The following is a 20,364-nucleotide window of genomic DNA, read 5'->3' as shown; positions in this document are numbered from 1 at the left end:
AAAGCTACGCTCGCCGCGCCCGCTTGGCGCCGCGGGAGATCTGCGCCTCGGTTTCCTCCATGGTGACGTCGTGGCCGGCCGCGCAGCGCACGGCGGCGAGGAGCGATTCGCCGCAGCCGGCGTGCACCAGCTCGACGCCGCCGGTCGGACCCGCCAAAGTGGCGCCCCAGTTCATCATCGCGACCACCACGGGGAACAACGAACGGCCCTGCTCGGTCAGCACGTACTCGTGGCGGGTGCGCAACCCGGGCTCGCGGTAGGGCTGCCGGCGCAGCAGGCCGTCGTCGACGAGCTGCTTGAGCCGCTTCGCCGCGACCGCGTCGCTCAGGCCGGTGCGCCGGGCGAGCTCGTCGAAGCGCCGGCCACCGTAGAACGCCTCGCGCAGCAGGATCATCGCCGACCGGGTGCCGACGAGCTCCAGCGCGCGCTCGATCTTGCACCAGCCTTCGGCAGTCCACGCATCGCGGTCGACGAACCGGCCGACGCGCGTCACCACGGGACGGTCCGCCTCGGACTCCTGTGTGTGTGCCATGACAGTCACTGTACCTGTCTAGCTTTGACCATAGTCAGGCTGTTAGCGTCCTGGCTATGCCTTTGGAAAGTCAGCAGGTGTCCGTGACCAGGTCAGGGACCGTGAGACCCGAAGCTTCTGCGCGAGGCCGATGGTGGGCCCTGGCGGTGGTCTGCCTCGGGGTGATGATGGCGTTCGTCAACGTCTCCTCGATGATCTCCGCGCTGCCGGCCATCCAGTCCGATCTGCACACGTCGTCGGCCCAGCTGGTGTGGGTCAGCAGCGCGTACACGCTCGTCGTCGTGAGCCTGGTGCTCACGGCGGGCACGCTGGGCGACCTGATCGGCCGCCGCGCGGTGTTCCTCGCCGGGGTGGTCGTGTTCGCCGCGAGCAGCGCGCTGGCGTTCTTCTCCGACAGCGCGGGCTTGCTGATCGCGGCGCAGGCGCTCATGGGCGTGGGCGGCGCCGCGATCCTCCCCGCCAGCCTCTCGATCGTCAGCCACTCCTTCACCGATCCGCGCGAACGCACGAGCGCGATCAGCGTGTGGGCGAGCTGCTCGGGGCTGGGCCTCGCGATCGGCCCGCCCGTGGCGGGCATCCTCCTCGACCACTCGAGCTGGCACGCGGTGTTCCTGACCAACGTCGTGCTCGGCATCGTCACGATCGCGCTGACGCCGATGCTGGTCCCGGAGAGCAAGCACCCCACGCGGCGGCTCGACCCGGCCGGCGTGGTGCTGGGCACGATCGTCGTCGCGTCGGCGACGTACGCGATCATCGAAGGCGGATCCGTCGGCTACGCGGCCGCACAGATCATCGCGGTGTACGTGGTTTTCCTGGTGTCACTCGTGGCTTTCGTCCGCGTGGAACTGCACCACCACGACCGCGGTGCCCGCGCCCGGCCAGCTCGATCGCGATGGCGCGGCCGATGCCCTTGGACGCGCCGGTGATGAGGACGGACGACATGGTGGTTCTCCTTGTGGTCGGAGGACATCACGGCCCACCGGTCGCCGTCGACCCCGCTTTCGACACAGCCGAGCGCGGCGTAGAAGGCCCTCGAAGTGGCCACATCTGACACCGGCAGGACGCAGAACCTGATCGAGTTCACACCGTCTCCTCGGCTCAGCTCGCCCGGGCGAGCGGCAGGGCGTGCAGGCCACCGTCGTGGAACACCAGCGGCCGCCGGTCGAACGTCTCGACGGCCTCGACGCGGCCGACGGCGATCTCGTGGTCGCCGCCCGCGAACACGCCGTCCATCGAGCAACTCAGCGCCGCCGCGATCCCGTCGAGCTCTGGCAGCCCGTCGCGCCAATGCCAGGCCAGGCCACTGAACTTGTCCCCGCCGGAGCGCGCGAACACCCTGGCGACGTCGTGCTGGTCGGCGGCCAGCATCTGCACCAGGAACCGGCCGGCGGAACGGATGTGCAGCCACGTCGTGGACGACAGCCCGGCGCAGAACAACACCAGCGGCGGGTCGAGCGACAAGGACGTGAACGAGTTCACCGCGAGGCCGACGGGAGCGCTGCCCGGGCCGGCGCTCGTCACCACGGCGACGCCGGTCGGCCACGCCCCGCACGTCCGGCGCAGCTCGTCCGCGCCGACGACGCCGCTAGCCACGGCTCGCCCCCGCGGTCGCCGTCGACAGTCCGGCGAGCTTCGGCTTGACGTCGCCGGCGAACGTCTCGATGCCCCGCACGGTCTCCTCGTGCGCCAGGAACCCGGCCTGGCCCATGAGCAGCAGGTGGCCGAAGCCGCCGACGCGATCGTAGAACCGCTCGATCTGGCCGCGGACCGTGTCGGCGCTGCCGGCGAACAACGCGCTGCTCACGCGCCAGTGGACCGAACGGCCCGAGGGCCCGCACTGCGAGAACACCAAGATCTGGCCGTTTTGCCTCACGCCGACGCCCAGCGCTTCGCCTGAGACCGGGCGCGCTCAGAAAACCCGGTCCAGCCACCCGACGACCAGCTCCGCGAGCGCTTCGCTGTTGTCCTCGCTCATCAGCATGTGGCCGTTGCCTGTGTGCTCCGGATCGTCGAGGAAGCGGTACGTGACGTCGGCGCCGTGCGCGGACAGCCACTCGGCCGTCGCGCCGTCGGCCGCGCGCGGGTGGTCCGTGTCGCGGTCGCCGGTGAGCACCAGCACGGGCTTGCCGTCGAAGCGACCGGCCCCGCGCAGCTGGCTGCCGCGGACGTTCTGGCGCTGCGCCAGCAGCCCGGCGGGGATGGGGCCGAGCTGCCGGCTGTATGTCGCCACCGCAGCGGCCGGGAACCGCGTGCTGGCCCCGATCAGCTTCGCCCGGGCGAACGCGTCGTCCGGCCACCACAGGCCCCGCTTCGGGAGCCGCCACCGCAGGGCCAGGCCTTGGATCTCAACGTCGTCTTCAGTCTCGTCGAGCACCGCCGGCTCCGGCTGGATGTCGCCGGGCGGGCCGGGCGCGAGCGCGACCAGCGCGGCGATCCGGTCCCCCTGCGTGGCCGCCAGGCGAAACCCGAACGGCCCCGACATCGAGTGCACGACGAGCGCCACCGGCCCGTCCTGCGCTTCGAGCAACGCCCCGAGCGCCGCGCAGACGACCTCACCCGAGACCTCGTCCGGCGGCAGCGCCGTACTGCGCCCGGTGCCGGGCCAATCCGGCACGAGCACCCGGTAGCCGTGCTCGGCGAAAGTGTGGGCCCAGCCCGGGCGACCGTCCGGAGTCGACAGGTAACACGCACCGGTCACGCTGCCACCGTGCACGAGGACGACAGTGTGAGCCGGGGCGCGATCCGGCCGCAGCTCGTCGTAGTACAGCGGCGCCAGGAAACCGGTGCGGTGCCTCACGCGGTGGCCGCCAGCAACGCCTTCGCGAGCTCGACCGGGTGCGTGAGCATGGCCTCGTGGCTGCCGGGACACTCGACGATGCGCGGGTCGGCCAGGCGGTGGGCGGACCGCTCGTAGGCCGTCTTCGGCACGGCCTGGTCCTGCTGCAGGAAGACGTAGCTGCTGGGGACACCCGAGGTGAAGAACCGCGACAGCCGGACAGGTTCCGTGAGCCAGCCCAGCGGGCTCGGCACGATCCGTGCGGCGACGCTCGCGGCCAGCGTCTCGTCGGCGTCCTGCATGAACGCCCCCAGGAACATCTCGGGCGGCAGGGTGACGGAGTTGTCGGTGCTCTGCCCGGCCAGCGCGGTGACCGCGTCGACGAGCTCGTCCGGCAGGAGGTCGTTGATGCACTCGCCGTCCGCCAGCACCCACGCGTCGACGAACACGGTGCGTTCCACGCGTGCGGGCTGCTGTTCCGCGACGAGCTGGATCACCGGGCCGCCGCCGCTGTGGCCGACGAGGACGAACCGGTCGAAGCCGTGGCGCTCGATCCGATCGATCAAGTCGTCGACCATGGTGGTCAGCGTGACGCCGGAGCGGTCGACGTCGCCGTCCTCCTGGCCGCGCAGAGTCGGGGCGAACACTTCGTGACCGGCGGCACTCAGCTGTTCGGCCACGTCGTCCCACGCCCAGCCGCCCTGCCACCCGCCGTGGACGAGCACGATCTTCATGGGAGCTCCTCGTTGAGTCTCTACTGTGGACAGTCTTAGGTGATCTGCAGCGGTTCACGCAACCCGGCGGGCAACGCGCGGGCGTGGCCCACGGCGACGGCGTCGCGGGCGGTGCCGAGGTAGTGGCGGCTCACGTCCTCGTCGGCGAGCAGTTCCCCCGCGGTGTCGGTGCGGGTGATGGTGCCGTTCTCCATCACCACGCCGTGGTCGGCGATGCCGAGCGCGGCGGCGGCGTTCTGCTCGGCGAGCAGGATCGTCACGCCGTCGCGCGCGAGCTGTTGCAGCACACCGAGGATCTCGGTGACCAGCAAGGGCGCGATGCCCAGCGACGGTTCGTCGAGCAGCAGCACCTTCGGCTCCCGCACGAGCGCCCGCGCGATGGCCAGCATCTGCTGCTGCCCGCCGGACAGCAGCCCGGACTGGCGGGTGGCGAACTCGCGCAGGATCGGGAACATGCCGTAGACGCGCTCCAGCCGCTCGGTCGCCGCGGTGCCGCGCACCCCGGTGCCGTGCAACCCGACCTGCAGGTTCTCCGCGACGGTCAAGTCGCCGAACAGCTGCCGCCCGGCCGGGACCAGGCACACGCCGCGACGCGCCACCTCGTGCGCGGCGAGCCCGGCGACCGGTTCGCCGCCCAGCGTGACCTCCCCCGCGGACGGCCGGTGCAGCCCGGCGAGGCACTTGAGCAGCGTGGTCTTGCCCGCGCCGTTGGCGCCGATCATCGCGACCATCTTGCCGTCGGGGACCTCGCAGGACACGTCGTGCAGCACGCGGGTGGAGCCGTAGCGGGCGTCGAGGCCGCGGACGGTGAGATTCATGGCTTCACTCCCAGGTAGGCCTCGATCACGGCCGGGTCGGCCTGCACACGCTGCGGCACGTCGTCGGCGATCACGCGGCCGGCGTCGAGAACGGTCACGTGGTCGCTCACGGTCATCACGAGCTCGATGTTGTGCTCGATCACCACCAGCGAGATGCCGCCCGCACACACCGCCCGCAGCGCCGCCGCGAGCTCACCGGTCTCCGTGTCGTCGAGCCCGGCCGCCGGTTCGTCCAGCAGCAGCAACGTCGGTCCGCCGGCGAGTCCGCGGGCGACCTCGACCAGCCGCTGGGCGCCGGCGGGCAGCTCGCCGGCGAGGCTGTCGGCGAACGCGCCGAGCTCCAGGAACTCCAGCAGCTCGTCGGCGCGGCGGCCGAGCGCGCGTTCCTCGCGGCGGGTGCCAGGCAGGCGCAGGCCGTCGGAGAGGAACCGCGCGCGGGTGAACCGGTAGCCGCCGAGCATCACGTTCTCACGCACGGTCAGCGTGCCGACCAGCCGAGCCGACTGGAAGGTGCGCGCGAGGCCGAGCGTGGGCAGCCGGTGGGGGCGGATGCCGGTGATGTCACGCCCCGCGAACTCGACGCGGCCGGCGTCGGGCGCGGTGAACCCGGTCATGAGGTCGAGCAGCGTGGTCTTGCCGGCGCCGTTGGGACCGATGATCGCGCGCACGGTGCCGGGGGCGACGGTGAAGCTCACGTCGTCGACCGCGGTCACGCCGCCGAAGCGGCGGGTCAGGCCGTGCACGGCCAGCAACGGGGTCTCGGTGGTCATCGCTGCACCGCTTTCTTGATCGCGCCCCAGATCCCGCGCGGCAGGTAGGTGATCACGAGGATGAGCACGACCCCGGCCACGAACGGCGACCAGGACGCGAAACTCTGCCCCACCTCCGGCAGCCCCTGGATCACGAGCGCGCCCAGCAGCGGCCCGACGATCGTGCGCGCGCCGCCGAGCGCGAGCATGATCACGATGCTCAGCGCCACCGTCACGCCGACCACTTCCGGCGAGATGAACCGCAGGTAGAACGCGTAGAGGCTGCCGCCGAGCGAGGCGTAGACGGCGGAGACCACGAACGCGCTGGTCTTGTAGCGGGCCGCGTTGATGCCGAGCATCGTCGCGGCCGCCGGGTCGGCGGCGATGGCCGAGAGCGCCCGCCCGGTCTGGGAACGCTGCAGGTTGCCGACGAACCACGCGCCGAGCCCGCACACCACGAGCAGCAGGTAGTAGTTGGCCTGGTCGCTGAAGACGTCGAACGTGCCCAGGCGCAGGCTCGGCACGCCGACCAGGCCCGAGGGCCCGCCCGTGAACCCGGTGAGCCCGGACGCGAGCGACTCGGTGATCACGGCCAGCCCCAGCGTCGCGAGCGCGAGGTAGTAGCCGCGCAGCCGCAGGAACACGGTGCCCAGCCCGGCCGCGACCGCAGCGGAGACCACGGCCATCACGATCATCGCCACCAGCGTCGGCCAGTGCCAGCGCAGCGTGAGCAGGCCCGCGCCGTAGCCGCCGATCGCCATGAACAGCGTCTGTCCCAACGAGACCTGGCCCGCGTAACCCATGAGCAGGTTGAGCCCGAGCACGATCAGGAAGAAGATCCCGGCGATCACGAGCAGGCCCAGCCAGCCCGGGACCAGCAACGGCAGCACGAGGGCGACGACCACCGCCACGGCCGCGATGACCAGCCGCTGCGGTGACCGACCGCGGCCGGCCTGCGGGCGGGCTGCGGTGGTGGGAGTGGTCTGTTCCTGCGTGGTCATCGGCGCACCTCGCTCGTCTTGCCCAGCAGCCCGGTCGGTCGCACGAGCAGGAGCACGATGAGCACGGCCATCGCGATCACCTGCGCGAGGTCGCCGCTGGTGTAGCGGCTGAAAAGTCCTTGCAGCAGACCGAGAACGAGGCCGCCGACCACAGCACCGGCCGTGCTGCCGAGGCCGCCCGCGACCGCCGCGATGAACCCGGCGACCGCGTACGGCGTCACCGTGGAGAACTGCAGGAACGTTGCCGGGATGACCGTGGTGCCGGCCAGCGCCGCCATCGCGCCGGCGAGGCTGAACGCGATCAGCCGGATGCGCCCGACGTTGATCCCTTGCAGCGCGGCGGCTTCCGGGTTGCTCGCCGTGGCGCGCATCGTCAGCCCGAGGCTCGTGCGCTGCACCAGGAACCACAGGGCGGCCACCGTCACCACGAGTGCGCCGATGATCCACAGGTACTGCGACACGATGCGGACGCCGCCGATCGTGATCGCGGTGTCGCCGCTGAAGGGCTGCATCGTGTACGGCAGGTTGCCCCACACGAGCAGCAGCAGCCCGCCGATGGCCTGCAACAGTCCGACGGTGACCAGCAGCATCCGGTCCGGCGTCGCGCGGGCCGCGGCCGGCGCCATCACCAGCCGTTCGACCACCGCCATGAGCAACGCGAACAGCGGCACCACGATCACCACGGTGACCAGCGGTGGCACACCCAGCCACTGCTGGATCGACACGGCAAGCAGCGCCGCGAGCACCACGAACCCGCCCTGGGCGAGGTTGATGATGCGGCTGATCGAGTAAATGAGCGAAACGCCCAGCGCGATCAGCGCGTACACGCCCCCGTCGGCGAGGCCGCCGACGATGACCTGGATCAGTCCGGACATGGCCGTGCTCATCTCCCCACGAAGGTCAGCCGGCCACCGGTCGCGCGCACGATGCCGACGTCGTCGGCGCCGATCCCGCGGTGGTTGTCCCGGGCGAACGAATAAGTGCCGACGACACCTGAGACCCCGCGCAGGCTCTCCAGTGCGTCACGGGTTCCGGCGACGTTGCCGTGCGCCTTCTCCAGCGCCTGCGCGACGAGCAGCACCCCGTCGTAGGCGACGCCGGGCCCGAAGTCGGGGTCGGCGCCGTAGCGGGCGCGGAACTCGTCGTGGTAGCCGCGTTCCAGCTGCTGCACCTGGATGCTCGGGTTCTGCTGCTGCCACCAGAAGTCGCGCGTGGCCGGGATGAGCAACGTGTCCGGCGTGTAGTCGGCGATGCGGCGCAGGAACGCGTAGGTGAGGTTGCCGTCGGTGGTCGCGACCGGGAGCTTGAGTCCCATTTGGTCGATGCCCTTGAACGCGACACCCGCGGCCGCGCCGCTGCTCCACACCACCAGCGCCTGAGGCCGGCCCGAGGTGGTGGCCTGCAGCTGCGAGGTCACCGACACCGCCGTGGGGCTGTAGCTGGCCTGTCCCACCACGGAAACACCCGTGTGCGCGGCGGCCGACTGGATCGCGTGCGCGCCGTCGAGGCCGCTCGCGTCGGTGGTGTAGATGAGCCCGACGCGCGTGATGCCCTGGCTCTTCCAGTACGCCAGCAGCCGCTCGGCGAGCGTGTCGGTCGGCGCGCTGGCCGACCACTGGTACGAGTCCGGTTTCGGCTTCACACCGGGGGAAAGGCAGTAGTCGATCAGCTGCGCGCTGGACGCCAGCGGGATCACGGCCTGGCACGGGCCCGACAGCGACGGCCCGACGAGCGCGTCGACGCTGCCGAGCATCTTGCGCGTCTGCAGCACGGCCTGCGCGGGATTGCTCTGGTCGTCGGCGGTGCGCAGCCGCAGGGGCTTGCCGTTGACGCCGCCGCGCGCGTTGATCTGGTCCACCGCCAGCTGCGCGCCCTGCAGCTCGCCGACGCCGAGCTGGCTGCCGGTGCCGGTCTGGCTGGTGATGAGGCCCAGCGTGTAGGCGGAGTCGTCTGAAACGGCTGAAGCGGAGCAGCCGGCCGTGGCGAGTGCGAGAGCCGCGAACACGAAGCCGAAGCGGCGCCGTGGTGGGGACGGTCTCGGCGGCGGGGAGAACTGAACAGCAATGGTCATGGTTCACCAGTCTTCTGCGATGAAGAAGTGCGCTCTGTCTAACAGAGGTTGAGAACCGGGTCAAGGCACAGGTTCGCCGTGCGTTCCCAACGTTTCGACACGGTTGCGGAGGGCGTTTTCCGTTGCCCGCAAAGGTGCGTCGTTCTCGAGTTCTTGGCTGCCGGGCAGACGTTCCCGGTGCGGACCGCCCGCGGCGCGGTGATCACCGCGCCCCGCCGGGTTCGCCGTTTGCCGTACGATTCTGCTATGAAGAAGCCCGCTCTCGACCCCGCCGGCGCGCACTCGCCCGCACCGCAGTACCCGATCGACTCGGTCGACAAGGCGCTTCGGATCCTCCTGCTGCTGGGGGATCGCCCCGAGCTGCGGATGACGGACGTCGCCGAGTACCTGGGTGTCGCCTCTTCCACCGCGCACCGCCTGCTGGCGATGCTGCAGTACCGCGGTTTCATCCGGCAGGACGCGCGAACGAAGACCTACCGGCCGGGCACCTCGCTCACGGCCGTCGCCTTCGCGATCCTGCAGCGGTTCGACGTGCGTGAGACGCTGCGGCCGTTCCTCGAGAAGCTCAACAACGAGTTCGCCGAGACCGTGCACCTCGCGATCCTCGACGGCACCGCGGTGCGGTTCATCGAGGCCATCGAAAGCCCGCGCGCGGTCCGGGTCGCCTCGCGGCTGGGCCAGGCGATGCCCGCCAACTGCACCTCGACCGGCAAGGCGCTGCTCGCCGAGCTGTCCACCGAGGACCTGCACCGGATGTACCCGGACGAGCAGCTGGAGACGCTCACGCCCAACTCGATCGGCACGCGCAGCGAGCTGGAGCTGGAGATCGAGAGCGTGCGCCGGCGCGGTTACTCGACCAGCAGCGAGGAGAGCGAGGAAGGCGTGGCGTCGGTCGCCGTCGCCTTCCCCGCCGGGAACCTCCCCGCGCGGCTCGCGCTGAACGTCTCGCTGCCGGTCGGGCGGCTGTCCCGCGCCGAGGTCCGGCAGATCGGCGAACGTCTCAAGGAGACGGTCGCCGAAGCCACGCCGCTGTTGCATTGACAGCCGGTGCACTAGCCGAGCCGGGCGAGCTCGTGGCGCCAGGCCACGCCCTCGTTGAAGGCCGGCCCCAGGTCCGGCAGCTCCGCCAGGTCTTCCGGCGGCAGGTCGGCGAGCCGGCCGCCGGCACTCACCACGTCCAGCGCCATCCGAGCGAGCGTGTCCACGGACAGCGCGCGCAGCACCGCTTCCTGCACCGAACCTCCGCTGCTCGTGAGGCCGTGCCCACGCAGCAGAACGACCGGCCGACCGGCCATCGCCGCCACCATTTCCTTCGCCAGCGTGCGGTTGCGGACCAGGACCCCACGCGGGTACACGGGCACCCCGCCGGCCGCGAGCTTGGCTCCGGGGATGTCGTAGGCGCCCACGATGGGCCGGATCGCCAGCCCCGCCAGGTCCGCCGCGACTACCGACGGCGGGTGCGCGTGCACCACGGCCTTCACCGCGGGATCAGTGCGCAGCACCTCGGTGTGCAGGGGCAGCTCGTTGGGGACCGACCAGCCGTCGAGCTCGCCGGACGCCGCGGCTGCGCCGTCGAGGTCGACCAGCCGGATGTCCTCGGGCGTGGTCCACGCCAGCCCCCGCTCCCGCTGCCCGCGGCAGCGGACGAGCAGGAGTTCGTCGTCGATGCGCAGGGAAACGTGGCCGAGGAACCCTTCCGCCAGCCCCCGGGCGGCGAGCACGCGGCAGGCGTCGGAGACGAGCTGCCGTTCTTGCTGCAACTCGGTCATGCCGCACTCACCGGGGCGATCAGCTTGTCCAGCACGGAAAGTCCTTCCTCGTAGGGGGTTCCGGCGGTGATGAGCCGGCGCGCGGCGACGAGCAGCTTCGGCCAGTTCACCGTGACGGCCGCGGAAAGCCTGCCGGTTTCGTCGCGGTAGAGCGCGGCGAACCGCGGTGGGTCGGTGGTGGGATCGCCGGCCAGCTCGAAGCCGGTCGCGCGGTTCGGCCGTCCCGCGATCTGGATTTTCCAGTCGTACTGGTCGCTCCACGCGTACTCGGTCGGCCGGTACTGCACCGGCTCCTCCGGGTGGACGACGTTGTGCGCCACGCACGCCGCCTGCTCGACCGCGTTGGTCCAGTGCTCGACGCGCACGTGCTCGCCGTGGCCGGCGTGGAACCAGCGGGCGACGTCGCCGACGCCGAAGATCTCCGGGTGCCCGGTGGCGCGGCAGAACTCGTCGCACACGAGGCCGTTGTCCAGCTCCAGCCCCGAATCGGCAAGCCACTCGACCGCCGGCACCGCGCCGATGCCGACGACCACCGTGCCCGCGGGCAGCACCGTCCCGTCGGTGAGCGCGACCTCCAGCGCGCCTACCCGCCCGGACACCGCCTGGACGCCGGTGCCGAAGCGCGTCTCGACGCCGTGGCGCCGGTGCACGTCGCCGACCAGCCGGCCCACCTCGGCACCGAGCACGCGCGCGATCGGCGCCGGCAGCGGATCGACGACCGTGACCGCGCGGCCGGCGGCGTGCGCGGTGGCCGCGACCTCGGCGCCGATGAATCCGCCGCCGACGACCACGAGCGGCCCCGGTTCGGCGAGCGCGGCCCGCAGGCCCGTGCCGTCGCCGAGGGTCCGGAGCACGTGCACCCCGGATTCGGCGGCCCACGGCGACGGTCGCGCGGTAGCGCCGGTGGCGATCACGAGCGTGTCGTAGCCGACGCTCGTCCCGTCGGCCAGCTCGACGGTGCGCGCGACCGGGTCGAGGCCCGTCGCAGCGACACCGAGCCGCAGCTCGATGCCGTCGGCGGCGGCTTCCTCCTCCGTGAGCAGCGCCAGCCGGTCGTGCTCCCACGCGCCGGCGAGGAACTGCTTGGACAGCGGCGGTTTGTCGTAGGGCAGATGGGGTTCGGCTCCGACGAGAACGATCCGGCCGTCGTGGCCGTTCGCCCGCAGCGCCTGGGCCGTACGGACACCGCCCACCGACGCGCCGACGATCACGACCGTGCTCATCCGTCGACCACTCCCAGTGCCTTGACCGGACAGCTCAGCGCCGCCGCTTCGACGCGGGCGCGGTCGGCCTCGGGGATGGTTTCGGTCAGCAGGACGACTTTGCCGTCGTCGTCGATGTCGTAGACGTCGTCGGCGGTGGTGAGGCAGTTGCCGTATCCCTGGCAGAGGTCGGTGTCGGCGGTGAGCTTGGCCATCGGTCTTTCCGTTTCGGGTTCAGGATCGTTTGCGGGGCGCGGAAACGCCGATGCCGCCGTCGGGGTGGACGGCCTGACCGGTGATGCCGCGGGCGCGGTCGGAGGCGAGGAACACGTAGCTCCACGCGTGGTCCTCGCCGCTGAGCGCCACGTGCAAGGGCACGCGCGCGGCGAGCTCCTCGGCGCGGCGCGGCGCGTCGCCGAGGCTGCGCTCGGCGGTGCCGAGGCTGGGCAGGCCGCGCAGGTCGGTGCCCAGCGTCCCGCCGGGCGCGACGCCGTTCACGCGGATCTCCGGCGCGAGGTCGTGCGCGAGCGCGGTGACGAGCCCGCGCACGGCGAACTTCGACGACAGGTACAGCACGCCGCCGCGGCCCGGGTAGTACGACGACGTCGACTCGGTCAGCAGCACCACGCCATGACCCGAGCGCTTCAGCTCCGGCAGCGCGGCTTTCACCGAATGCAGGTGGCTCTTGACGTTGGTACGGAACATCTCGTCGAACGCGTCGTCGAGCACATCGGCGTCGAGGTCCTCGATGCTGCGGTAGAAGTCGAAGACACCGACGCAGTTGACGAGCACGTCGAGACCGCCGAACGCGGCGACGGCGGCGGCGACCGCGGTGTCGTTGGCCGCTCGCGTGGTCGCGTCGCCGACCGTGACCCGCACATCGGGGACCTCGGCTTCGAGCGCCGCCGCTTTGGCCGCGTCGCGTTCGAGCACGGCGACGCGCGCGCCCTCGGCGAGGAACGCGTCGACGACCGCGCGGCCGATGCCCGAACCGGCGCCGACGACGAGCGCGCGGCGGCCTTCCAGCCAGCCGGTCACGAGTCCTCCCCCGGGTCGGTGGATTCGGAGGCCACGAGCGGGCCGAAGGGGTGGCCGATCATGGCGGAGAACGTCTCGGTGTTCTGCCAGGTCAGCGCCTCCAGCTCCAGCGGGCACAACGACACCCACTGGCCCGACTTCGGCGACTCGATCAGCAGCCGGGCGCCGTTGCGCGTGTCGACGCGCCGCACCAGGATCTCGGCGAACTCGTTGCCGAGCCGGATCACCTCGCCCGTGGTGTGGGCGACCAGTTCGTCGTGTTCCGCGGCAGCCGCGGCCGCCGCGCGGGCGTCCTCGGCCTCGCCTTCCCAGGAGAGGTTCACAGGAAGATCGCCAGGTTCTGCATGCGGATCACCGAATCGTCGACGAGGATCGTGCGCCGCGCGAGCTGCCAGCCGTCGGGGGCGCGGCGCAGCAGGTCCTCGCGGCCGGCGGAGACGATCGAGCCGGACAGCACGTCGCCGCGGCTGCGGAACAGCAGCGTCGCGGATTCCACGACGAGGTGGTTGTCGTCTTCGGTCGCGAACGTGCGCACGTTGGACAGGTGGTGGCGCAGGCGCGAAGGCGGGTCCTCGGTCCAGGCGTGCTCGGTCATGAACCGCGCGACACGCCGCGACAGCGAGTACTTGTCCTCGTCGAAGTGCGCCATCCCCGGCGCGGTGTCGAACCCCGCGCCCAGCGCGGTGGTGACGCGCACCGGCATCAGGTAGTGGATGTCCTCGGTGAGCGTGGTCAGCCACTGCTCGTAGTCCTGCGCGTCGAGCAGCCACGCTTCGTCGACCAGCCACTGGTGCGCCTGTAGGTGGCGGGCGTCGTCGAACGGCAGCGGCCGGCCGGTGCGCAGGATGCGGGACGCGTTCGCCCCGAGCGCGGAACGGCTGGAGTGAGTTCCGGTGGTCATGCCTGCACCGCCTCGGCGGTCTCGGCCGGCGCGCCGACTTCCAGGGCGGTGGCCGATTTCGTCGGCTGTTCGAGGTAGTCGGCCCAGCGGTTGAGCAGCTCGCGCTGGTTGTACTCACCGTAGCCGGTGTGCGCGATGCCCGGGCCGTGGAACTGCTCCGGGGTGAGCGCGGGGACGACCTCGGTGTCGTCTTCGAGGATGCCCATGCGGCTGTTGAGCTTGAGGCGCCGCGCCATCGAGCCGGCGGCGGTGTTGGTGAGCGAGACCCAGTTCTCGACGTCGTCCTGCTCGAACATGCCGGTGGACCCAAAGCACATCAGATAAGCCTTGTAGGACAAGGCCTTGTACTCCTCGGGCGCCTCCGCGTCGACCGCGAACCAGGACAGCACCTCGGTCTCGTTCTCGCTGATCGGCTGCCACTGGCGGACGGAGATGAACGGCAGCACGTCGTCGGAATCCGCGACGCGCGGCCAGTTGTGCACGAACGACAGGTTCGGGAACACCGAAGCGGCGGAGATCATGAAGCCGTCCTCGCCGATCACCTGCTGCTGGGCCTGCGAGAAGCTGGCCTTCATGCGGTCGACCATCTCCTGGGGGTAGCCGACGTAGCGCGTGCGCTCGTCGAACCCGCCCGGCGGCAGCTTGTAGGTGGTGCCGCCGCCGTTGCCGGCCCAGTACGTGGCGCCGTCCTTGCGCTTCTCCGCCTTCGGCTCGCGGAAGAGGCCGATCTCCACGACGGAGGTGTGCGTCTGCGGCGTGTGGTACATGTCGCCGGCGAAGTTCTCGGCGCCGATCTTCCAGTTGGCCTTCACGCGCCAGCGCTGCGGGCCGCGCAGCTCGATGCCGCTGGGGCTCTGCTTGGTGTAGAAGTCCAGGTAAAAGCGGAAATCGCCGAGGAAGTCCACCAGCGGCGGGGCTTCCCGGTCGAGCGAGACGAAGATCAGCCCGTTGTAGGTGTCGAGGTTGGGCGCCGGCAGCAGCCGCTGGCCCTTGCGCTTGAACCCGGCCTCGCCGCCGTAGGCCTCCTGGTGGAATGGCAGCCCGACGATCCGGCCGTCGTTGCGGTAGGACCAGCCGTGGTAGGGGCACCGGAAGTGCGAGGCGTTGCCCATCTCCGCACGGCAGACCTGCATCCCGCGGTGCAGACACATGTTGAAGTGCGCCCGGATCTCGCCCTTCTCGTCGCGCGTGACGATGAACGAGTCGTCCAGCACGCGGCGCACCACGTAGTCGCCGGGCTTGGCGATCTCCGACTCGTGGGCCACGAACAGCCACGCCCGGCCGAAGACGCGCTCCCGCTCCAGCTCGAAGATCTCCCGGTCGTTGTAGATGTGCGCCGGGATCATCCCGCGCCGCACGTCGGACAGGGTGCCGGACTGATCCGTCATCGTCGACTCTCCTCAAACCAAAACTCTGTAGAGCAGAACTAATCTCTGAACAGTAGAGCAGACGCGGAGATCGGGAGTCAATCGCCGGGGTAGGCCTCGAGGTGCGAGCCCGGACACGCCGAAGAGCGCCGCCGAAGACAGCTCGGCGGCGCTCGCGGTGAGGCCGATCGATTACTCAGGCTTGCGGTACCGGCGTGCGAAGAAGGCCAAGACGTCTTCCACGAACCGCTGCGCGTGCTCGATGTTGGGCAGGTGTCCGCATACGGCGTAGACGCGCAGCTCGGCGTCCGGCAGGCGCGCGGAGGACTCCACGGCGTCGGACCAGAACTCGACCAGCTGCTGCTCCCCTGCCCGCTGCACGACTGTGCCCCCGCGGAACCCCACCGGCTCGGCGAACCGCACGTGCAACGCACCGTGGTTGTCCCGCACGTGCTCGACCCAGAACCCCGTCGGGTCCTCCGGCGCGCCCGCGACCGCGTCCGTCACCCGCACCTCGTACGACCCCACGGCCTCGCCCACCTCCGCCATCCCCGTCGACGCGCTGGGCCCATGCCAAGCCGATCACGGCGAGCCCGGCGGTGGTCCGGCTGAGCAAGACCATCGCCGGGGTTACGGGAATCAGCCCTGGGCGAAGACCGCCAACGGGTCGGTGTGCCGCGGCTGCCAGCCCAGCTCACGCTGCGCCTTGGCCGGCGTCAGCTGCTGGTCGAGCGCGAACGCGTCGGCGATCGGGCCCATCTCGGCCTGCGCCTGTTCCAGCGGGATCGACGTGGTCCTGCCGGCGAGGCCCGCGGCTTGAGCGCACGCCTCGGCGACCTGCTTGGCGGTCGGGTTGACGCCGCCGACGCCCACGTAGACCGAGCCCGCCGGCGCGGAGAGGGCGGCGACGTAGAGCGGGGCGAGATCGTCGATGTGGACGAGCGCCCAGTGGTTCGCGCCGTCGCCGATGTAGGGGATGGCGCCGTTCTTCTTGCCGGGCTGGACGATGAAGGCGTCGATCAGGCGGTTGTCGCCGCCGTAGAGCAGGCCTGGCTGCACGATGACGGGGCGTCCGCCGTGGGCCAGCACGGCGTCCTCCACCGGCTTGCGCCACGCGACCGCGGCGGGCGGGTTCCAGGGCGCGGACTCGTCGGCGACGCCGTCGGTGTCGCCATAGACCCAGGTGCCGCCGGTGTGCACGTAGGTGCCGGTGCCGACGCCGTCCTGCATCGCCGTGGCGGCGGCGAGGTCCTCGTCGCCCGATTCGGCCTGCGCCAGGTGGATCACGGCGTCGGCGCGGGCCGCGGAGTCCTTCAGCACGGCCAGATCGGTGAGACCGCCGCGGACCGCGGTGGCGCCGGCCGCCACGACCGTCGCCTCCGCGCGGTCACTGCGGGCGAGCGCCTCCACTGCGTGCCCCTGCTTCACCAGCTCGGCGATCGTGGCCTGTCCGATGTAGCCGGATCCGCCGGTCAAGAAGACCCTCATGACAACTCCCTTTGCTCACAATGGATACAGAACAACTGTGCGTCGAGGCCGAGGTGTACGTCCAAGACCTCTTTCGGTCGCTGTGATATCTTCCGGGTATCACAGCGCGGTGAGGTGCCGCACGAACCAGTCCCGCGCCGCTTGCGAAGCAACCTTGAAGCCCTCGCCCGTGTATGCGTCGAAATGTCCGCCCGGCAGGAACACGATGTCCTTCGGCTCGGCCGCGCCGGAATAGGCGACGGCGGCGAGGTTGCCGCCTGTCAGGCCGTCTTCGCTGCCGACGATCATCAGCAGCGGCGTCGGCGTCACCTCCGGCAGGTACTTCGCCGGTTCGTAGCAATAGAAGTTGTCGAGGCTGCGCAGCGTGACCTCGTTGGGCCAGCTGGGATCCAGCTCCGCGCGCATGGGTGAACCACTCGTGCGAGTCGCGCGTCGGCAGTCCCACGAGCTGCCCGGGGTCGGTGCCGATGACGGGGATCGTCGCGGCGGCTTCCCCGCGAGCGCGAGCCCGGCGGTCGGCCGTGAACACATCCGGCCCGACGACCTGGTTGTCGACCCGCGCGAGGTTCGCGTAGGTCGCGCGGCCGCTGACGAATGGTGCCTGCGTGACCACAGCCTTCACGCGCCGGTCCATCGCCGCGACGACATAGGCGTGCGCGCCCGAGAAACTGGTTCCCCAGACCCCCACCCGGCCGGGGTCCACATCGGGCCGGTTCTGCGCGTGGGTGATCGCGTGCCGGTAGTCACCGACCTGCACCCACGGGTCGATCTCGTGCCGGGGCTGTCCCGGTGCCGCCTCCGAATCACCCCAGCCGCGGTTGTCGTACAACAGCACCGACAGACCGCCGGCGGCGAAGACCTCGGCGAACCGGTCGAGGTACATGCGCTTGGTCGAGCTCCAGCCGTGGGCCATGACCACACACGGCGCGGGCCCGGCGACCCCCTCGGCCTCGTAGAACCAGCCGCGCAGCAACGCTCCTTCGGCGTCGAACTCAATGTCGTGACGCATGGGTGTGCCTCCTCGAACACTGGTGGTACAGGAAAAATCCTGAGGTCTAACGGATCTGCTCGCCGACGAAAGCCGCGACGTCCTCGATCTCCTGACCCTGCACGTCGTGGCCCAGGCCGGGGTAGACGTGGTTCTCGACGGTGGCGTGCCGCGCCAGCCACCGGTCCGTCCGGGCGAGCGCCGCAGCCGGGATGACACCGTCTTCCCGGCCCCGGCCCCAAAAGACGGGCGGCCGTGTGGTGCTCAAGAGCTCGTCACCGGGCTGCTCGTCCCGCACGACGAAACCCGCCAGGTTCACGCCGTATTCGAAGCGCACAGGCGCGTGCCGCATGAGCTGGTGGACCATGGCACCGCCCTGGGAGAAGCCGAGCAGCCCGATCGACGGCGCGTCGATCGTCTCCAGCCACGCCAGGACATCGAGCGTCGCCGCGTTGGCCACTCGCGACTGAGGGTCGCCGATCGGGTTGCCCTGGCTGGGAAACCACGCGTACCCGCCGGCCTCCGGAATGCGCGCCCGAACCGACGCGACCACGACCTCCGCCGGCAGCAGCGGCGTGATCAGCCGGTGCAGGTGCGTCTCGTCGTAGCTCCAGCCGTGCAGCATCACCAGCAGCGGCCGCGACCCCCGTGCACTCTCCACTTCGGACCACAGCACCGCGCCGCGGTCCATCCCGGGTTCCCTGCTCATCTCGCTCCCGTCGTCGATCACCTCGACTGTGCGCCGGGCGCGCGAGCCGCGTCCAAGACCTGTTCCGCCCTCTGTGATACCCAGCGGGTACCACCGCAGGCCCGTGGGCTTGAAAATCCCCCGCCGGCGACGAACACTGAGTGGGTGAACTCAGAATCGCCGCGCGCGGGCCGGCCGCTCGGCTTCGACCGCCACGAAGCCCTGAACAGCCTGATGACCCTGTTCTGGCACGTCGGCTTCGACGGCGTCACCCAGCAGCAGATGGCCGCGGCGACGGGACTGTCCACGTCGAGCCTGTACAACTCGTTCGGCACGAAGATCGAGATCTACCGCGAAGCCGTCGACGAGTACCTCGCGCTCATGCAAGACGTTCTCGCACCACTTCAGCAGGGCGAGCGTGGCACCGAAGACGTGCTCGAAGCGTTGTCCCGCCTGGAATCCGTGCTCGACGGCCCGAACGCGGGCTTCGGCTGCCTGGCCACCACGGCGATGTCCAAGCCGGTCGACGAGCACGTCGCCACTGCCACCCGGCGCTACCGCGAGCAGCTCCGCGCGGGGTTCCTTGCCGCCCTCGAACGCGGCCGTGAGCTGGGCGAATCCACCGCTGACTCGGCCGTGCTCGCGGATTTGCTCACCGCCACCGTGCTCGGCACGCTCACCATCGCACGCGCCGACGCCGACGGCCGCGAGCTGGCCGCCCAGCTGAAGTCAGTGCGCGCGTTCGTGGAGAGCCGGCGCGCCTGAGCTTCAGACGGCCAGTCGCGCGTGACGCAGCAGGGCTTCGACGGCCTGATCCACGTCTGCCTCGTCGCTCGCCCAGTCCGAAACCGAGATGCGCATGAGCCGCTCGCCGCGGTAGGTGGTGCCGGTGAAGAACGCCTTGCCCTCGGCGCGAACCCCGGCCATGACGGCGTCGGCGAGCCGGCCGTGGTCGCCGTCAGGCGCGAGCCAGCGCACGAGCACCTGATTGGACATGACGTCGTTCACGATCTCGGCCTGACCACTCGCGCCGAGCTGGTCGGCGAAACGGCGGGCCAGCCCGATCGTCCGCTCGACCAGGCCGGCGACGCCGTCGCGCCCGCCGGGAAAAGTCGGGTCCCCAGTCCATCGGGTCGCGGCCGCCTTCACCCTGTTCGAGGTAGGCCGCCTGCACGCTCATGGCCGCCCGGTGCGCGGACGCGTGGGCGCAGATGGCGATTCCGCAGTCGTAGGAGACGTTGAGCAGCTTGTGCCCGTCGGTCGACCACGAGTCGAGGCGCGAGAGGCCCGCGGTGCGCGCCGCCATGGCCGGCGCCGCGGCAGCCAGGAGCATCACGGCGCCGTCGACGTGGACCCACGTCGGATTGCCGGCGGCACGATGGGCCTCGGCGAGGTCGGCCACGGCGGCGAAGTCGTCGAAGCTGCCAGTGTTCACGTTGCCGCATTCGACGACGATCATCGTCGGCCCGTGCACGGAGGCCAGCACCTTTTCCAGTGCGTCGGGGCGCATGTTGTCCTCGTCGTCGCACGCCACGGTGACCAGCGCCCGCTCGCCGAGGCCGAGGAACCGCAGCGCGCGCAGCACGGTCGAGTGCGCCCCGGACTTGACCACGACCGTGATCCGCGGCGCGCCGGCGAGACCGTCCGCCTCGACGTTCCACCCGACGTCGCGCAGCACCTGGTGCCGGGCCGCCGCGAGGCAGGTGAACGTGGCCATCTGCCCGCCGGTGACGAACCCGACCGAGCTCTCGCCGGGCAGCCCCAGCAGGTCGACCAGCCACTCGGCCGCGAGTTCCTCGGCCACGGAGACACCCGGCGTCGAGGGGTAGAGCGAAGCGTTCTGGTCCCACGCCGTGAGCAGCAGGTCCGCGCCGAACGCCGCCGGGTGCAGGCCGCCGACGACGTAACCGAAGTAGCGCCCGCTCGCCTGCGCGGCCACGTAGGGCTCGAGATCACGAGCGAGCTCGTCGACGACGCGTACCGCGTCGATCCCTCGCGCCGTCGGCGGGTGGTCGAGCGCCGCGCGGATCGTCGCGTGGTCCGCGGTCGGGAACACGGGCCGGTCCGGCAAGGAGCCGAGGTACTCCAGCGCGGCGTTGCTCGCCGCGTCGAGCACGGATTTCCAGTCTGACTCCTGCACGGTTCCTCCTGTGGTCGTCGGCACGTCGAGGACCGACAACGTCCACGCAGGACAGCCGGCGCCGCGATCTGAGTCGTGCGACTCAGATCGCCGCCATTCTGC

The 20,364-nt window shown here is 70.9% G+C and carries 26 protein-coding genes and 1 pseudogene; 3 read left to right on the top strand and 24 right to left on the bottom strand.

Going from position 1 to position 20,364, the window contains the following annotated elements; translation table 11 throughout:
• Positions 1 to 4: 4 nt before the first annotated feature.
• Complete coding sequence (locus AB0M56_RS40030; protein ID WP_364186064.1) at positions 5 to 532, bottom strand: helix-turn-helix domain-containing protein; 528 nt, start codon at positions 530 to 532, stop codon at positions 5 to 7.
• Positions 533 to 678: 146 nt separating this feature from the next.
• On the opposite strand from AB0M56_RS40030, the gene AB0M56_RS40025 reads away from it, so the two are divergent.
• Complete coding sequence (locus AB0M56_RS40025) at positions 679 to 1,458, top strand: MFS transporter (protein ID WP_364186062.1); 780 nt, start codon at positions 679 to 681, stop codon at positions 1,456 to 1,458.
• A gap of 172 nt (positions 1,459 to 1,630) precedes the next feature.
• Here AB0M56_RS40025 and AB0M56_RS40020 read toward each other — a convergent pair whose 3' ends face one another.
• The 9 genes from AB0M56_RS40020 to AB0M56_RS39980 all read right to left on the bottom strand — a co-directional run bounded on the left by AB0M56_RS40020 (position 1,631) and on the right by AB0M56_RS39980 (position 8,681).
• On the bottom strand, positions 1,631 to 2,125 hold the full coding sequence (locus tag AB0M56_RS40020) for a flavin reductase family protein (RefSeq protein ID WP_364186060.1): 495 nt from the start codon (positions 2,123 to 2,125) through the stop codon (positions 1,631 to 1,633).
• Positions 2,118 to 2,336: a hypothetical protein gene (locus AB0M56_RS40015; protein WP_364186059.1), complete on the bottom strand. Its 219-nt coding sequence runs from the start codon at positions 2,334 to 2,336 to the stop codon at positions 2,118 to 2,120. The genes AB0M56_RS40020 and AB0M56_RS40015 overlap by 8 nt, the downstream gene beginning before the upstream one ends.
• A 105-nt stretch (positions 2,337 to 2,441) precedes the next feature.
• Entirely contained in the window at positions 2,442 to 3,329 is an 888-nt protein-coding gene (locus AB0M56_RS40010; protein ID WP_364186057.1) for an alpha/beta fold hydrolase, read from the bottom strand.
• Positions 3,326 to 4,042 carry an alpha/beta hydrolase gene (locus AB0M56_RS40005; protein ID WP_364186055.1) on the bottom strand — a complete coding sequence of 239 codons (717 nt, stop codon included), beginning with the start codon at positions 4,040 to 4,042 and terminating at the stop codon, positions 3,326 to 3,328. Before AB0M56_RS40005 ends, AB0M56_RS40010 begins: the two co-directional genes overlap by 4 nt.
• A 35-nt stretch (positions 4,043 to 4,077) precedes the next feature.
• Positions 4,078 to 4,860, bottom strand: a complete 783-nt coding sequence (locus AB0M56_RS40000) for an ABC transporter ATP-binding protein (protein WP_364186053.1) — start codon at positions 4,858 to 4,860, stop codon at positions 4,078 to 4,080.
• Positions 4,857 to 5,630: an ABC transporter ATP-binding protein gene (locus AB0M56_RS39995; RefSeq protein WP_364186051.1), complete on the bottom strand. Its 774-nt coding sequence runs from the start codon at positions 5,628 to 5,630 to the stop codon at positions 4,857 to 4,859. The genes AB0M56_RS40000 and AB0M56_RS39995 overlap by 4 nt, the downstream gene beginning before the upstream one ends.
• A complete protein-coding gene (locus tag AB0M56_RS39990; protein ID WP_364186050.1) occupies positions 5,627 to 6,610 on the bottom strand; it encodes a branched-chain amino acid ABC transporter permease in 984 nt (327 codons plus the stop codon). The genes AB0M56_RS39995 and AB0M56_RS39990 overlap by 4 nt, the downstream gene beginning before the upstream one ends.
• The gene (locus AB0M56_RS39985) at positions 6,607 to 7,485 is read right to left on the bottom strand and encodes a branched-chain amino acid ABC transporter permease (protein WP_364186049.1); all 879 of its coding nucleotides are present in this window, start codon (positions 7,483 to 7,485) and stop codon (positions 6,607 to 6,609) included. The genes AB0M56_RS39990 and AB0M56_RS39985 overlap by 4 nt, the downstream gene beginning before the upstream one ends.
• Positions 7,486 to 7,493: 8 nt before the next feature.
• Positions 7,494 to 8,681, bottom strand: a complete 1,188-nt coding sequence (locus AB0M56_RS39980; RefSeq protein WP_364186048.1) for an ABC transporter substrate-binding protein — start codon at positions 8,679 to 8,681, stop codon at positions 7,494 to 7,496.
• A gap of 246 nt (positions 8,682 to 8,927) precedes the next feature.
• On the opposite strand from AB0M56_RS39980, the gene AB0M56_RS39975 reads away from it, so the two are divergent.
• Positions 8,928 to 9,722: an IclR family transcriptional regulator gene (locus AB0M56_RS39975; RefSeq protein ID WP_364186046.1), complete on the top strand. Its 795-nt coding sequence runs from the start codon at positions 8,928 to 8,930 to the stop codon at positions 9,720 to 9,722.
• A gap of 11 nt (positions 9,723 to 9,733) precedes the next feature.
• Here the strand turns inward: AB0M56_RS39975 and AB0M56_RS39970 are convergent, their stop codons facing one another.
• The 12 genes and pseudogenes from AB0M56_RS39970 to AB0M56_RS39915 all read right to left on the bottom strand — a co-directional run bounded on the left by AB0M56_RS39970 (position 9,734) and on the right by AB0M56_RS39915 (position 18,143).
• Entirely contained in the window at positions 9,734 to 10,450 is a 717-nt protein-coding gene (locus AB0M56_RS39970) for a class II aldolase/adducin family protein (RefSeq protein WP_364186045.1), read from the bottom strand.
• Positions 10,447 to 11,673 (bottom strand): FAD-dependent oxidoreductase, encoded by a 1,227-nt coding sequence (locus AB0M56_RS39965; protein ID WP_364186043.1) that lies wholly within the window; start codon positions 11,671 to 11,673, stop codon positions 10,447 to 10,449. The genes AB0M56_RS39970 and AB0M56_RS39965 overlap by 4 nt, the downstream gene beginning before the upstream one ends.
• A complete protein-coding gene (locus AB0M56_RS39960) occupies positions 11,670 to 11,867 on the bottom strand; it encodes a ferredoxin (protein ID WP_364186041.1) in 198 nt (65 codons plus the stop codon). Before AB0M56_RS39960 ends, AB0M56_RS39965 begins: the two co-directional genes overlap by 4 nt.
• A 19-nt stretch (positions 11,868 to 11,886) precedes the next feature.
• Complete coding sequence (gene hcaB / locus AB0M56_RS39955) at positions 11,887 to 12,690, bottom strand: 3-(cis-5,6-dihydroxycyclohexa-1,3-dien-1-yl)propanoate dehydrogenase (protein WP_364186039.1); 804 nt, start codon at positions 12,688 to 12,690, stop codon at positions 11,887 to 11,889.
• Positions 12,687 to 13,013, bottom strand: a complete 327-nt coding sequence (locus AB0M56_RS39950) for a hypothetical protein (RefSeq protein WP_364186037.1) — start codon at positions 13,011 to 13,013, stop codon at positions 12,687 to 12,689. Before AB0M56_RS39950 ends, hcaB begins: the two co-directional genes overlap by 4 nt.
• A complete protein-coding gene (locus AB0M56_RS39945) occupies positions 13,010 to 13,591 on the bottom strand; it encodes a 3-phenylpropionate/cinnamic acid dioxygenase subunit beta (RefSeq protein WP_364186035.1) in 582 nt (193 codons plus the stop codon). The genes AB0M56_RS39950 and AB0M56_RS39945 overlap by 4 nt, the downstream gene beginning before the upstream one ends.
• Entirely contained in the window at positions 13,588 to 14,979 is a 1,392-nt protein-coding gene (locus AB0M56_RS39940) for a Rieske 2Fe-2S domain-containing protein (RefSeq protein ID WP_364186033.1), read from the bottom strand. The genes AB0M56_RS39945 and AB0M56_RS39940 overlap by 4 nt, the downstream gene beginning before the upstream one ends.
• Positions 14,980 to 15,150: 171 nt before the next feature.
• Complete coding sequence (locus AB0M56_RS39935; protein ID WP_364186032.1) at positions 15,151 to 15,486, bottom strand: hypothetical protein; 336 nt, start codon at positions 15,484 to 15,486, stop codon at positions 15,151 to 15,153.
• Positions 15,487 to 15,597: 111 nt separating this feature from the next.
• Positions 15,598 to 16,446 (bottom strand): NAD-dependent epimerase/dehydratase family protein, encoded by an 849-nt coding sequence (locus AB0M56_RS39930; protein ID WP_364186030.1) that lies wholly within the window; start codon positions 16,444 to 16,446, stop codon positions 15,598 to 15,600.
• A gap of 99 nt (positions 16,447 to 16,545) precedes the next feature.
• A complete protein-coding gene (locus tag AB0M56_RS39925; RefSeq protein ID WP_364186173.1) occupies positions 16,546 to 16,851 on the bottom strand; it encodes an alpha/beta hydrolase in 306 nt (101 codons plus the stop codon).
• Positions 16,852 to 17,062: 211 nt separating this feature from the next.
• A pseudogene (locus AB0M56_RS39920) lies at positions 17,063 to 17,455 on the bottom strand (alpha/beta fold hydrolase); the annotation flags it as partial.
• 46 nt (positions 17,456 to 17,501) lie between these two features.
• The gene (locus AB0M56_RS39915) at positions 17,502 to 18,143 is read right to left on the bottom strand and encodes a dienelactone hydrolase family protein (protein WP_364186028.1); all 642 of its coding nucleotides are present in this window, start codon (positions 18,141 to 18,143) and stop codon (positions 17,502 to 17,504) included.
• 144 nt (positions 18,144 to 18,287) lie between these two features.
• Here AB0M56_RS39915 and AB0M56_RS39910 point away from each other — a divergent pair, with 144 nt between their 5' ends.
• A complete protein-coding gene (locus tag AB0M56_RS39910) occupies positions 18,288 to 18,887 on the top strand; it encodes a TetR/AcrR family transcriptional regulator (RefSeq protein ID WP_364186026.1) in 600 nt (199 codons plus the stop codon).
• A gap of 3 nt (positions 18,888 to 18,890) precedes the next feature.
• Here AB0M56_RS39910 and AB0M56_RS39905 read toward each other — a convergent pair whose 3' ends face one another.
• Both AB0M56_RS39905 and AB0M56_RS39900 read right to left on the bottom strand, forming a co-directional pair.
• Entirely contained in the window at positions 18,891 to 19,118 is a 228-nt protein-coding gene (locus AB0M56_RS39905; protein ID WP_364186024.1) for a hypothetical protein, read from the bottom strand.
• The gene (locus AB0M56_RS39900; RefSeq protein WP_364186022.1) at positions 19,081 to 20,262 is read right to left on the bottom strand and encodes a pyridoxal-dependent decarboxylase; all 1,182 of its coding nucleotides are present in this window, start codon (positions 20,260 to 20,262) and stop codon (positions 19,081 to 19,083) included. Before AB0M56_RS39900 ends, AB0M56_RS39905 begins: the two co-directional genes overlap by 38 nt.
• Positions 20,263 to 20,364: the final 102 nt, after the last annotated feature.

Source organism: Amycolatopsis sp. NPDC051372 (assembly GCF_040682095.1).
Classification (GTDB): Bacteria; Actinomycetota; Actinomycetes; order Mycobacteriales; family Pseudonocardiaceae; genus Amycolatopsis.
Note: the sequence above shows the minus strand (reverse complement) of the source record. Positions and strands in the feature narration are given on the sequence as shown.

What these genes read in the sequence shown, in the direction of transcription:
- AB0M56_RS39930 (WP_364186030.1), bottom strand. Translation starts at nt 16,446, where the DNA reads ATGAGGGTCTTCTTGACCGGCGGATCCGGCTACATCGGACAGGCCACG.
- AB0M56_RS39990 (WP_364186050.1), bottom strand. Translation starts at nt 6,610, where the DNA reads ATGACCACGCAGGAACAGACCACTCCCACCACCGCAGCCCGCCCGCAG.
- AB0M56_RS39940 (WP_364186033.1), bottom strand. Translation starts at nt 14,979, where the DNA reads ATGACGGATCAGTCCGGCACCCTGTCCGACGTGCGGCGCGGGATGATC.
- AB0M56_RS39965 (WP_364186043.1), bottom strand. Translation starts at nt 11,673, where the DNA reads ATGAGCACGGTCGTGATCGTCGGCGCGTCGGTGGGCGGTGTCCGTACG.
- AB0M56_RS39975 (WP_364186046.1), top strand. Translation starts at nt 8,928, where the DNA reads ATGAAGAAGCCCGCTCTCGACCCCGCCGGCGCGCACTCGCCCGCACCG.
- AB0M56_RS39985 (WP_364186049.1), bottom strand. Translation starts at nt 7,485, where the DNA reads ATGTCCGGACTGATCCAGGTCATCGTCGGCGGCCTCGCCGACGGGGGC.
- AB0M56_RS40005 (WP_364186055.1), bottom strand. Translation starts at nt 4,042, where the DNA reads ATGAAGATCGTGCTCGTCCACGGCGGGTGGCAGGGCGGCTGGGCGTGG.
- AB0M56_RS39980 (WP_364186048.1), bottom strand. Translation starts at nt 8,681, where the DNA reads ATGACCATTGCTGTTCAGTTCTCCCCGCCGCCGAGACCGTCCCCACCA.
- AB0M56_RS39945 (WP_364186035.1), bottom strand. Translation starts at nt 13,591, where the DNA reads ATGACCACCGGAACTCACTCCAGCCGTTCCGCGCTCGGGGCGAACGCG.
- AB0M56_RS39995 (WP_364186051.1), bottom strand. Translation starts at nt 5,630, where the DNA reads ATGACCACCGAGACCCCGTTGCTGGCCGTGCACGGCCTGACCCGCCGC.
- AB0M56_RS39960 (WP_364186041.1), bottom strand. Translation starts at nt 11,867, where the DNA reads ATGGCCAAGCTCACCGCCGACACCGACCTCTGCCAGGGATACGGCAAC.
- AB0M56_RS39915 (WP_364186028.1), bottom strand. Translation starts at nt 18,143, where the DNA reads ATGAGCAGGGAACCCGGGATGGACCGCGGCGCGGTGCTGTGGTCCGAA.
- AB0M56_RS39925 (WP_364186173.1), bottom strand. Translation starts at nt 16,851, where the DNA reads ATGCGCGCGGAGCTGGATCCCAGCTGGCCCAACGAGGTCACGCTGCGC.
- AB0M56_RS40000 (WP_364186053.1), bottom strand. Translation starts at nt 4,860, where the DNA reads ATGAATCTCACCGTCCGCGGCCTCGACGCCCGCTACGGCTCCACCCGC.
- AB0M56_RS40030 (WP_364186064.1), bottom strand. Translation starts at nt 532, where the DNA reads ATGGCACACACACAGGAGTCCGAGGCGGACCGTCCCGTGGTGACGCGC.
- AB0M56_RS39905 (WP_364186024.1), bottom strand. Translation starts at nt 19,118, where the DNA reads ATGTCCAATCAGGTGCTCGTGCGCTGGCTCGCGCCTGACGGCGACCAC.
- AB0M56_RS39970 (WP_364186045.1), bottom strand. Translation starts at nt 10,450, where the DNA reads ATGACCGAGTTGCAGCAAGAACGGCAGCTCGTCTCCGACGCCTGCCGC.